The 14,160-nt window shown below is 38.9% G+C and carries 2 protein-coding genes; both read left to right on the forward strand.

The features are described 5' to 3' along the window. The first annotated feature begins 147 nt into the window (after positions 1–147). Positions 148–1,662, forward strand: coding sequence for a VCBS domain-containing protein (locus tag AC0L4B_RS04765; RefSeq protein WP_473438778.1), 1,515 nt, complete (start codon positions 148–150; stop codon positions 1,660–1,662). Continuing rightward, on the forward strand, positions 1,620–14,159 hold the full coding sequence (locus AC0L4B_RS04770) for a T9SS type B sorting domain-containing protein (RefSeq protein WP_473438779.1): 12,540 nt from the start codon (positions 1,620–1,622) through the stop codon (positions 14,157–14,159). The genes AC0L4B_RS04765 and AC0L4B_RS04770 overlap by 43 nt, the downstream gene beginning before the upstream one ends. Position 14,160: the final 1 nt, after the last annotated feature.

Below are 14,160 nucleotides of genomic sequence, written 5' to 3' on the forward strand. Positions count from 1 at the left end.
TTTCTTAACTTTTTTCAACAATTTGTTAAGTATATTTTAAGAGTATGTGTTTTTGTTTAGTTGTTTAAATTTCAGCTAATTAAAAACATGTTTTGTAATTATGCTTTTTGAATTAAAAATTTAGGTGAAATAAAAACAACTATTTATATGGATGTAATTACATTTTTTTCGATTTTAAAAAAATCTTCATTTTTAAATTATGATAAAGTCAATAAAATTAATTCTAGTAAATTTTTAAAAGCGGTTAGTAATGTATTTCAACAATTCATTTACTCTGTTTTAATAAATAAAAAATGGTCTTTTAAAATTTTTGCTATTGCAATATTTATTATGCCATACATTGCTAATTCAAATAGCGAAAATAATTCCATTACTAAATATTTTGCTAATCCTGTATTGGATTTAGATTCTATAGATGCAGGTGTAGATAATGTGGTTCAATTTGCTCCTACGACAGGAAACGTATCTCCATTAGCAGTTGTGCCTACATTGTCATCAGATACAAGTAGTGTTTTGTCAGCTGTTATTAGTTTTTCGGGTGAAATTGATCCGACAGAATTTTTATATTCAACGAATGGTCCCTTTCAATTTAATTTTGATACAGCATCATCTACAAACGATTTTTCTGTTAATTCTATAACCATTAGAGTAGTTCAAAACTTTACCACATTCACAATTACTGAGTTATCAGGTAATCCAATTTCAAATAGTGACTTTTTAGACTTTTTAAATACGTTATACTACAGAAATGCAACCAATACACCATCTCCTGGTATTAGAATTGTAAATATAGAAGTAACAGATCCTAACTTAGCATCTGCAAGCGCCCAAAATATTATTAGGGTATATGCAAACGGACCAAATGTGGTTGATGAAACCAACAGTGTTTCAGCAAATAACGCTGGAACCATAACGGGTAATGTGTTAACAAATGATTCTGGAAATACTATTACTGTCTCAGAGGTAGATGTGTATCCAGGTCAAGTAGGTGTTTCATACCCAACATTATATGGTGCTATCACGATGCAATCAAATGGTTCCTATTCTTATGATGTAGATGAGACTAGCTCGTCTGTAATTGGTTTAAAAAATGGCGAATCTTTAAATGATATTGTTTCATATACTGTAAAAGATAACGCAGATATTATAGATTATGGTATTCTAACCATTACTATTAATGGTGTAGATGAGGCTCCGGTGGCATTAGATAATAATACTTCTATAACTGCAGTTACAGAAACTGATGTTTCAGGTAACGTAATAACAGATATAGGACCTAGTGGTGCAGATTTTATTGATAGAGGCTTATCTACTCTTGTTTGGGAAACGGAATTTAATACTGGTGGAGGTCTATCAGGTCCGGTTGATGGTGAAACAAAAATTGTAGATGGTGTTACTCTTGACTTTACTTCAACCGATCCATCCAATATAGGGGTGGCTAATCAAAACCAAACAGTGTTTCAAACGGGTACTAATGGAGGTCATTTAGGTTATTTATTATACTCTATAGATGCATCAACTAATCCATCAAGTGATACAGAATTAATCATAGATTTTGATGAGCCTGTTTTTAATTTAGGTTTTTTAGTTGTTGATATAGACTTTTCTCAAGCACCTGTTTGGCAAGATCAGATTACAATAATGGATCGCTTGATGGTGTAGATTCAAATTTTACGTATGTTACTACAGGTGGAGTTGTAGATGCTGGAAGCAATACATTTTACGGTACAGGTAGCGCTATAGAAAGCGATGCAACTGGTAATGTAAATGTGCTTTTTGAAGAGCCAATAAATCAGTTAAGGTTAAGTTATAATTATGGGCCAAATGCTACTAACCCTGATCAAGGAGGTCAAATTGCAGGTGTATCAGATATTTACTGGCAAGGTGTAGCTAATAATATTATAGTTTTAGAAATTGACGGAAATCCTGTGTCTGTTGGGTCAAGTTTTGTTGGTATGTATGGTACAATTGTGGTTAATCCGGATGGTTCATATGTTTATACACCTGATACAAGTAATCCTGCGGTAGCAGGTTTATTAACAGGTGATTCTTTAACCGAAACATTCAATTATTTATTAACAGATGGAAGTAATTCAAGTGCTGCAGATTTAATAATTGATATCAATGGTGATAAAACAGCACCTACAATTACTATTTCAACACCAATTGAAAGTGATAATATTGTTGATTCTGGTGAAGCTGATGATGTAACAATTTCAGGAACGACTACAGATGTTGAAGACGGACAAGTAGTTACAGTTTCTCTTTCAGATGGTTCTAACACTATTGTAACAACAGCAACTGTTACTGGAGGAATGTGGACTGCTACTGATGCTGATATATCAAGTCTAACAGATGGACCTATTACTGTTACAGCTGACGTAACAGATTTTGGAGGAAATCCTGCAACAGACACACAGTCTGTAACTTTAGATACATCTATCGCAGATCCATGTGACCCAATCGCTTCTGGTAATACAGATTCTGATGGTGATGGAGTAAGTGATATCTGTGATTTAGATGATGATAATGATGGTGTTCTGGATAGTGAAGAAGAAGATTGTGATCGATTAAGATTTGGTTTATCAGGCGATAATAATTTTCCATCAGGTACGACATTTACAGATTCAAGTAGAGGGATTTCTGTAACTCCAACCTTCACAGATTTATTTGCTATCAATAATTCACATGCTGTTTCAGATTCAGATGCGTTCGAAGTTTCTAATACTTATAATGATTTTAATGAATTTGTGACTTGGGATATATCGATTTCTCCTAATAGTAGAGATTTGTATCTTATTTTTACAGATTTTGATCAAAATAACGCTGCAAACATAGGAGAGACTGTAACTGTTAATTTTTATAATGGTGCAAATGAAGTAGCTTATCATGTAAGTCAAATAGGGGTAAATATTAATCAATCAGAAAACACATTTTCGGCGTTTCAAAATGGAAATAATTCAACTTCTTCTTCGACAGGAAACATTAATCCTGATGATAACATACTTGTTTTAAGTTTGCCAATTGAAATTGATAGAATAAAAGTGGAGGTATCTATAACTTCTTATGGTGCAATTTCTCCATCAACGGGAAGTGCAAATACAAATTTTAGAATTGGTTCTTGTTTTAAAGATACAGATTTAGATGAAGTTCCAGATTATCAGGACTTAGATAGTGATAATGATGGTTGTAATGATGTGTTAGAATCAGGAGGAACCGATAATGATAATGATGGTATTTTAGGAGACACAACAACAGTAGTTGACAGTAATGGTCAGGTTATAACACCAGGAAGTGGAGATGTAACCGGTGGATATGATGGGGCAAATGGTTCAGAGTATGAAGCAACACAGATAATTGTAGATTCACCTCCATCAGATCAAACTGTTACTGAGGGTGATTTTGTAACTTTTGAAGCATTAGTTACAACAACAAACACAACAGTATATTCAGGATTTGCACCAAGTACACAACCTGATTATGCTTCTGGTTCAGCAGGAGCAGCAGCAAATTATCAGTGGTATGAAGGCGATCCTTTATCGGGAGGAACTATTCTTACAGGTGAAACAAATTCAACTTTAACTTTTAGTCCAACATTGACTGATAATGGTAAGCAATATTGTGTAATGATTACTCATTCAGACAATGTGTGTTTTGAAGAGATGCAATGTGCAATTTTAACAGTGGTAGCACCAATTGATCCATGTGATCCAATTGCTTCAGGTAATCTTGATACAGATGGTGATGGTATAAGTGATACTTGTGACTTAGATGATGATAATGATGGTGTTCTGGATGAAGTCGAATTAAACTGTCCTGCTACAGCTTCAGGGTTTATTGATATAGGTGTAACATTCCCAAATGATAATGTTAGTAATCCGGGAAGTGAATCAGGTTTGTATATGTTTGATGGAGTAAGTGTTAATTTAACTTATGAATTATTAAATAATGCAAATTGGAGTTCGGGAGTAGGAACAGCAAATAATGGAGGTGTTTCAGGAACATATATTAATTTTCAACCAAGTGGGACTAGTTTTCCTGAAACGACTAGTTATCCAGAAGATGCAGGCTCAATAGATGTTGCATTGTATACTTTAGAGTCTGTTTTAAGTCCTATGTATAACGTAGAATTCAAATGGGGTGGTTTGGATAATAGTGATCGTGTTGACTTTATAGCAGAGTATAATGGTGTAGAAGTACCAATTAGTCTCACTGTAATAAATGCTATTGATACTGGAATAGTAATTCAAGGACAAAGTGTTACAAGTAGTGAAGCTGGGGCTAATGCCCCTAATAATTCAGTTTTGGTAAATATTAATGGTCCTGTTGATAAATTAACTATTGTCGCAGGTAAAGAAGATAGTAATGCGGGAAATGTTACCATGCAATTTTATGAATTTTCTTATTGTATAGAAAATGATTCAGATAACGATGGAACACCTGACCATTTAGACTTAGATAGTGATAATGACGGGTGTAATGATGTGTTAGAATCAGGAGGAACTGATAATGATAATGATGGCGTTTTAGGAGATACAGCAACAGTAGTCGACAGTAATGGTCAGGTTATAACGCCAGGAAGTGGAGACGTAACCGGTGGATACGATGGAGCAAATGGTTCAGAGTATGAAGCCACACAGGTAGTTGTGGATTCACCACCGTCAGATCAAACTGTTACCGAAGGTAATTCTGTAACTTTTGAAGCAATAGTTACAACAACAAACACAACAGTATATACAGGATTTGCACCTAGCACACAGCCTGATTATGATTCCGGTTCAGTAGGAGCAGTTGCTAATTACCAATGGTATGAAGGCGATCCTTTATCAGGAGGAACTATTCTTACTGGTGAAACAAATTCAACTTTAACTTTTAGTCCAACTTTAGCAGATAATGGTAAGCAATATTGTGTAATGATTACACATTCAGATTATGTGTGTTTTGAAGAGGTACAATGTGCAACCTTAACAGTGTTAGTTCCAATTGATCCATGTGACTCAATTGCTTCAGGTAATCCTGATACAGATGGTGACGGTATAAGTGATATTTGTGATTTAGACAATGATAATGATGGGATTTTAGATGAGAATGAATGTATTGTAATCGATTTAGATACAGATGCAGGAAGTGATTGGGTTGCTATTACAGGTGTGATAAGTGATTTAAATGTAGGAGATGTGTTGATTAAACCAGATTTTTATGTAGAATCTGTTACTTCTGTTTTTGATCTTAGAGCAGAGATTATTTCTAAAAATACTGATGCTGCATCAGGTGTTATGGCAGGTACGGTTGCTTTTAATTCTAATTCTTACGGTATTGTAAATGGGGTTCCAAATGATCGAGAAAATTTTGAGATAGAGCTGTCCTTTGTTCAACAAGGTAGTGTAGATGCATTAACTCCTCAAGGAATTGTTGAAACAATTGAAAATGTTCGTCTACAGATTTTTGATTTAGATGGAGGAACTAGTGTTCCAAATTTCACAGATATTGGAGGATTTAGATCTGGTGGAGGTATACTTGTAAGTGTTGGTGATGAGTTAACTACATATTCACTTTCAGATGGTTCCATTGTTTATGGTATGGCAGATTTAGCTAATGGCGGAAATAACGGAGGATCAAATGTAGATTATTCTATAGCAATTGAGTATCCTGTTTTTACAAGTACTATTTTGAGACACGGTGTATTTGGTTCAATAGGAGCTGTTAATAGTAGAAATGGTGTTTTACGTGCTAGAATAGTAAACTGCCCTGATACTGATAATGATGGTATTATTGATGCATTAGATTTAGATAGTGATAATGATGGATGTAGTGATGTTTTAGAATCAGGTGGAACTGATAATGATAATGATGGAGTTCTAGGAGACACAGCAACAGTAATAGACAGTAACGGTCAAGTAATAACCCCAGGAAGTGGAGATATAACTGGAGGATATAATGGTATTACGGGTCAAGAGATAATTGCAACGCAAGTAGTTGTAGATGATTCTCCATCCAACCAAACGGCTAATAGTGGTGCTACAGTTTCATTCTCAGCAACTGTTTCAGCAACTAGTACAACAGATTATACCGGTTTTGCACCAAGTACAACTCCAGATTATTCAGGTACAAGTATGATGGATGTCTCTGGTGCTACAACATATCAATGGTATTTAAATGACCCAGCAACTGGTGGTTCAATTTTAACTGATGATATAACGTATTCAGGAACTGATACAGAAACTTTATCGATAATAGCAGATAATTCACTTGATGGTAATCAATATTGTTTAGTAATTACACATCCAGATAATAATTGTTACACTACAACAGAATGTGCAGTGCTTACAGTTATTAATCTTAATTGTGCGGATATTTTGAATGGAACTCAAGATGTTTGTGCAATTTTAGCATCAGATCCTACTAATCCAGTTGGATTACTAGATTGTGATGGAGATGGAGAAAATAATTTAACCGAATGTAATAATAATACAGATCCAACAGATCCATGTAGTGTGACTAATCCAACTGCGCAAGTAGACCCTGGTTCTGGCGGAACAAAAGAAGAGCAAGATGCATATGCTGTTTGGGCTTCCTCAGATTGTGATGGAGATGGAGAGAGTAATGGTGATGAAATTTCAAACGGAACAGATCCAACAGATCCATGTGAAGGAGGAGATTTACCAAATGTAGATTTAACAGCTACGAGTAGCGATTGGTATTTAGCAGATTGTGATGGTGATGGTGTGATCAATGGTACAGAAGTAGATCCGGATATGGATGGTACAGCAGGACCTGATAACACCGATCCAACAGACCCATGTGATTTTAATGCTTCAGATGTTAGTGTAGCTCCAAGTGGAGATTATCTAGCGGCCGATTGTGATGGCGATGGTGTAACAAATGGAGATGAAATTGCAGATGGCACAGACCCAACAGATCCATGTGATTTTGATGCGTTTAATGTGAGTTTAACACCAAGTGGAGATTATTTAGCTGCAGATTGTGATGGAGACGGAGAAAGTAATGGCGATGAAATTTCAAACGGAACAGATCCAACAGATCCATGTGGAGGAGGAGATTTACCAAATGTAGATTTAACAGCTACGAGTAGCGATTGGTATTTAGCAGATTGTGATGGTGATGGTGTGATCAATGGTACAGAAGTAGATCCGGATATGGATGGTACAGCAGGACCTGGTAATACAGATCCAACAGACCCATGTGATTTTAATGCTTCAGATGTTAGCGTAGCTCCAAGTGGAGATTATCTAGCGGCCGATTGTGATGGCGATGGTGTAACAAATGCAGATGAAATCGCAAACGGCACAGACCCAACAGATCCATGTGATTTTGATGCGTTTAATGTGAGTTTAACACCAAGTGGAGATTATTTAGCTGCAGATTGTGATGGAGACGGAGAAAGTAATGGCGATGAAATTTCAAACGGAACAGATCCAACAGATCCATGTGAAGGAGGAGATTTACCAAATGTAGATTTAACAGCTACGAGTAGCGATTGGTATTTAGCAGATTGTGATGGTGATGGTGTGATCAATGGTACAGAAGTAGATCCGGATATGGATGGTACAGCAGGACCTGATAACACCGATCCAACAGACCCATGTGATTTTAATGCTTCAGATGTTAGTGTAGCTCCAAGTGGAGATTATCTAGCGGCCGATTGTGATGGCGATGGTGTAACAAATGCAGATGAAATCGCAAACGGCACAGATCCAAACGATCCATGTGATTATAACGAGGCAGACATCACAGTAACAGTAACCAGTACAGTAGATTGTGATGGGGATGGCGTTACAGACGCAGACGAGATTGCAAACGGCACAGATCCAAACGATCCATGTGATTACAACGTAGCAGACATTACAGTAGCAGTTACCAGCACAGTAGATTGTGATGGTGATGGCGTTACAGATGCAGATGAAATCTCAAGTGGAACAGATCCAACGGATGCCTGTGATTATAATGTAGGCGACATTACAGTACCAGTCACTAGTACAGTAGATTGTGATGGCGATGGCGTTACAGACGCAGATGAGATAAACGGACCAGATGGAGACCCAACAACAGCAGACGGAACGGATCCAAACGATCCATGTGATTATGATGTTTCAAGTGTAACTGTAGCAATAACCAGCGGAGCAGATTGTGATGACGACGGAGTTATAGATGCAGATGAAATTGCAAACGGCACAGATCCAAACGATCCATGTGATTATAATGTATCAGACATCACAGTAGCAGTTACTAGTACAGTTGATTGTGATGGGGACGGCGTTACAGACGCAGACGAGATTGCAAACGGCACAGATCCAACTGATCCATGTGATTACAACGTAGCAGACATCACAGTAGCAGTCACCAGCACAGTCGATTGTGATGGCGATGGTGTTACGGATGCAGATGAAATCTCAAGTGGAACAGATCCAACGGACGCCTGTGATTATAATGTAGGCGACATTACAGTACCAGTCACTAGTACAGTAGATTGTGATGGCGATGGCGTTACAGACGCAGATGAGATAAACGGACCAGATGGAGACCCAACAACAGCAGACGGAACGGATCCAACCGATCCATGTGATTATAATGTATCAGACATCACAGTAGCAGTCACTAGTACAGTAGATTGTGATGGCGATGGAGTTACAGACGCAGATGAAATCGCAAACGGCACAGATCCAACCGATCCATGTGATTATAACGAGGCAGACATCACAGTAGCAGTTACTAGCACAGTAGATTGTGATGGCGACGGCGTTACAGACGCAGACGAGATTGCAAACGGCACAGATCCAAACGATCCATGTGATTACAACGTAGCAGACATCACAGTAGCAGTTACCAGCACAGTCGATTGTGATGGCGATGGTGTTACGGATGCAGATGAAATCTCAAGTGGAACAGATCCAACGGACGCCTGTGATTATAATGTAGGCGACATTACAGTACCAGTCACTAGTACAGTAGATTGTGATGGCGATGGCGTTACAGACGCAGATGAGATAAACGGACCAGATGGAGACCCAACAACAGCAGACGGAACGGATCCAACCGATCCATGTGATTATGATGTTTCAAGTGTAACTGTAGCAATAACCAGCGGAGCAGATTGTGATGGCGATGGAGTTACAGACGCAGATGAAATCGCAAACGGCACAGATCCAAACGATCCATGTGATTATAACGAGGCAGACATCACAGTAGCAGTTACTAGTACAGTTGATTGTGATGGGGACGGCGTTACAGACGCAGACGAGATTGCAAACGGCACAGATCCAAACGATCCATGTGATTACAACGTAGCAGACATCACAGTAGCAGTTACCAGCACAGTCGATTGTGATGGTGATGGCGTTACAGATGCAGATGAAATCTCAAGTGGAACAGATCCAACGAATGCCTGTGATTATAATGTAGGCGACATTACAGTACCAGTCACTAGTACAGTAGATTGTGATGGCGATGGCGTTACAGACGCAGATGAGATAAACGGACCAGATGGAGACCCAACAACATCAGACGGAACGGATCCAACCGATCCATGTGATTATGATGTTTCAAGTGTAACTGTAGCAATAACCAGCGGAGCAGATTGTGATGGCGATGGCGTTACAGACGCAGATGAAATTGCAAACGGCACAGATCCAAACGATCCATGTGATTATAATGTATCAGACATCACAGTAGCAGTTACTAGCATAGTAGATTGTGATGGCGACGGCGTTACAGACGCAGACGAGATTGCAAACGGCACAGATCCAACCGATCCATGTGATTACAACGTAGCAGACATCACAGTAGCAGTCACCAGCACAGTCGATTGTGATGGCGATGGTGTTACGGATGCAGATGAAATCTCAAGTGGAACAGATCCAACGGACGCCTGTGATTATAATGTAGGCGACATTACAGTACCAGTCACTAGTACAGTAGATTGTGATGGCGATGGCGTTACAGACGCAGATGAGATAAACGGACCAGATGGAGACCCAACAACAGCAGACGGAACGGATCCAACCGATCCATGTGATTATAATGTATCAGACATCACAGTAGCAGTCACTAGTACAGTAGATTGTGATGGCGATGGAGTTACAGACGCAGATGAAATCGCAAACGGCACAGATCCAACCGATCCATGTGATTATAACGAGGCAGACATCACAGTAGCAGTTACTAGCACAGTAGATTGTGATGGCGACGGCGTTACAGACGCAGACGAGATTGCAAACGGCACAGATCCAAACGATCCATGTGATTACAACGTAGCAGACATCACAGTAGCAGTTACCAGCACAGTAGATTGTGATGGTGATGGCGTTACAGATGCAGATGAAATCTCAAGTGGAACAGATCCAACGGATGCCTGTGATTATAATGTAGGCGACATTACAGTACCAGTCACTAGTACAGTAGATTGTGATGGCGATGGCGTTACAGACGCAGATGAGATAAACGGACCAGATGGAGACCCAACAACATCAGACGGAACGGATCCAAACGATCCATGTGATTATAATGTATCAGACATCACAGTAGCAGTCACTAGTACAGTAGATTGTGATGGCGATGGCGTTACAGACGCAGATGAAATCGCAAACGGCACAGATCCAAACGATCCATGTGATTATAACGAGGCAGACATCACAGTAGCAGTTACTAGTACAGTAGATTGTGATGGGGACGGCGTTACAGACGCAGACGAGATTGCAAACGGCACAGATCCAAACGATCCATGTGATTACAACGTAGCAGATATCACAGTAGCAGTTACCAGCACAGTAGATTGTGATGGTGATGGCGTTACAGATGCAGATGAAATCTCAAGTGGAACAGATCCAACGGATGCCTGTGATTATAATGTAGGCGACATTACAGTACCAGTCACTAGTACAGTAGATTGTGATGGCGATGGCGTTACAGACGCAGATGAGATAAACGGACCAGATGGAGACCCAACAACATCAGACGGAACGGATCCAACCGATCCATGTGATTATGATGTTTCAAGTGTAACTGTAGCAATAACCAGCGGAGCAGATTGTGATGGCGACGGAGTTATAGATGCAGATGAAATTGCAAACGGCACAGATCCAAACGATCCATGTGATTATAATGTATCAGACATCACAGTAGCAGTTACTAGCATAGTAGATTGTGATGGCGACGGCGTTACAGACGCAGACGAGATTGCAAACGGCACAGATCCAACCGATCCATGTGATTACAACGTAGCAGACATCACAGTAGCAGTCACCAGCACAGTCGATTGTGATGGCGATGGTGTTACGGATGCAGATGAAATCTCAAGTGGAACAGATCCAACGGACGCCTGTGATTATAATGTAGGCGACATTACAGTACCAGTCACTAGTACAGTAGATTGTGATGGCGATGGCGTTACAGACGCAGATGAGATAAACGGACCAGATGGAGACCCAACAACAGCAGACGGAACGGATCCAAACGATCCATGTGATTATAATGTAGCAGACATCACAGTAGCAGTCACTAGTACAGTAGATTGTGATGGCGATGGCGTTACAGACGCAGATGAAATTGCAAACGGCACAGATCCAAACGATCCATGTGATTATAACGAGGCAGACATCACAGTAGCAGTTACTAGTACAGTTGATTGTGATGGCGACGGCGTTACAGACGCAGACGAGATTGCAAACGGCACAGATCCAACTGATTCATGTGATTACAACGTAGCAGACATCACAGTAGCAGTTACCAGCACAGTAGATTGTGATGGTGATGGCGTTACAGATGCAGATGAAATCTCAAGTGGAACAGATCCAACGGACGCCTGTGATTATAATGTAGGCGACATTACAGTACCAGTCACTAGTACAGTAGATTGTGATGGCGATGGCGTTACAGACGCAGATGAGATAAACGGACCAGATGGAGACCCAACAACAGCAGACGGAACGGATCCAACCGATCCATGTGATTATAATGTATCAGACATCACAGTAGCAGTCACTAGTACAGTAGATTGTGATGGCGATGGAGTTACAGACGCAGATGAAATCGCAAACGGCACAGATCCAACCGATCCATGTGATTATAACGAGGCAGACATCACAGTAGCAGTTACTAGCACAGTAGATTGTGATGGCGACGGCGTTACAGACGCAGACGAGATTGCAAACGGCACAGATCCAAACGATCCATGTGATTACAACGTAGCAGACATCACAGTAGCAGTTACCAGCACAGTAGATTGTGATGGCGATGGCGTTACGGATGCAGATGAAATTTCAAGTGGAACAAATCCAACGGATTCCTGTGATTATAATGTAGGCGACATTACAGTACCAGTTAGCAGTACAGTAGATTGTGATGGCGATGGCGTTACAGATACAGATGAGATAAACGGACCAGATGGAGACCCAACAACAGCAGACGGCACAGATCCAAACGATCCATGTGATTATAATGTAGCAGACATTACAGTAGCGGTCACTAGTACAGTAGATTGTGATGGCGACGGAGTTACAGATGCAGATGAAATTGCAAACGGCACAGATCCAAACGATCCATGTGATTTTAACATAGGAGATATAACAGAGAGTCAAGATGGAGATTGGTTAGATGCAGATTGTGATGGTGACGGTGTCACAAATGGTGATGAGATTATAAGTGGTACAGATCCAAATGATTCTTGTGATTATGTAACTTCATTACAAGATATTGATAATGTAAGTACTATATGGTTGCTAATAGATTGTGATGGTGATGGTGTCACAAATGGTGATGAGATCCTAGACGGTACAAATCCACAAGATTCTTGTGATTATATAGTTACTAGTCAAGATTTAAGTATAGTTACATCTTTATGGAATAATTCCGACTGTGATGGTGATGGTGTTATAAATGGTACCGAAATAATAGATGGTACTAATCCAAATGATCCATGTGATTTTGTAGTAACTAGTCAAACAGTATCAACTTCAGGAGATTGGTTAGTAGCTGATTGTGATGGTGATGGTGTAACTAATGAGGATGAATTATTAGATGGTACAGATATAAACGACCCATGTGATTTTATTTTAGATAACCAAACAGTTATGACATCTACAACTTGGAATATGCTTGATTGTGATGGTGATGGAGTTATAAACAATCAAGAAATATTAGATGGAACAGATCCATTGGATCCATGTGATTTTGATCCAGATAGTCAAAATATTGCCATAATTACAATGAATTTTGATGATTTAGATTGTGATGGAGATGGGGTTATAAATGGAGATGAAATAGATAATGGAACTAATCCTAATGATGCTTGTGATTTTGTATTAGAAAATCAAACAGAAACACCATCAACCGAATGGGATAACTTAGACTGTGATGGAGACGGAGTGGTTAATATAGATGAAGTTATAGATGGAACAAACCCATTAGATCCATGTAGTTTAATTGTATCCAGTCAAGTAGTGACAACAAGTTCAATATTTAATGATTCTGATTGTGATGGAGATGGTGTTACAAATGGAGATGAGATTTTAGACGGTACTAATCCGTTTGATATCTGCGATTTTAATGTTAGCAGTCAAACTTCAGATTATACAGAAGAATGGGAAAATACTGATTGTGATGGAGATGGAGTAAATAATGGTCAAGAAATTGAAGATGGTACAGATCCAGCAAATGCATGTGATTATGATTATAATAGTCAAGATATTTCTATTGTCACAGATAATTGGTTAAATGCAGATTGTGATTGTGATGGAGAAGGTGACGGTTTTGTAAACGGAGATGAATTAGAAGATAGTAATGATAATGGAATACCAGATTATACGGAGTGTAATAATGGTGAACCTTCAAATCCAAATGGTATTAACGTTTTTGATATTATGACGCCAAATGGAGATGGACTTAACGATGTGTTCGTAATTAGTGGTATAGAACAATACCCAACTAATACATTAAAAATTTATAACCGTTGGGGAGTTAAAGTTTACGATGTAGATGGATATGGATCTGAAGGAAGATTCTTTAGAGGAACTTCAGAAGGAAGAGTAACGATTAAGAAAGATGAAAAACTTCCAGTAGGAACATATTATTACGTATTGATTTATGTAAATAATTTAGGAGAGTCAATAGAAAAAGCAGGACCATTATACATTAATAGAAAATAAA

It is taken from the genome of Olleya sp. NP1-10, assembly GCF_055804415.1.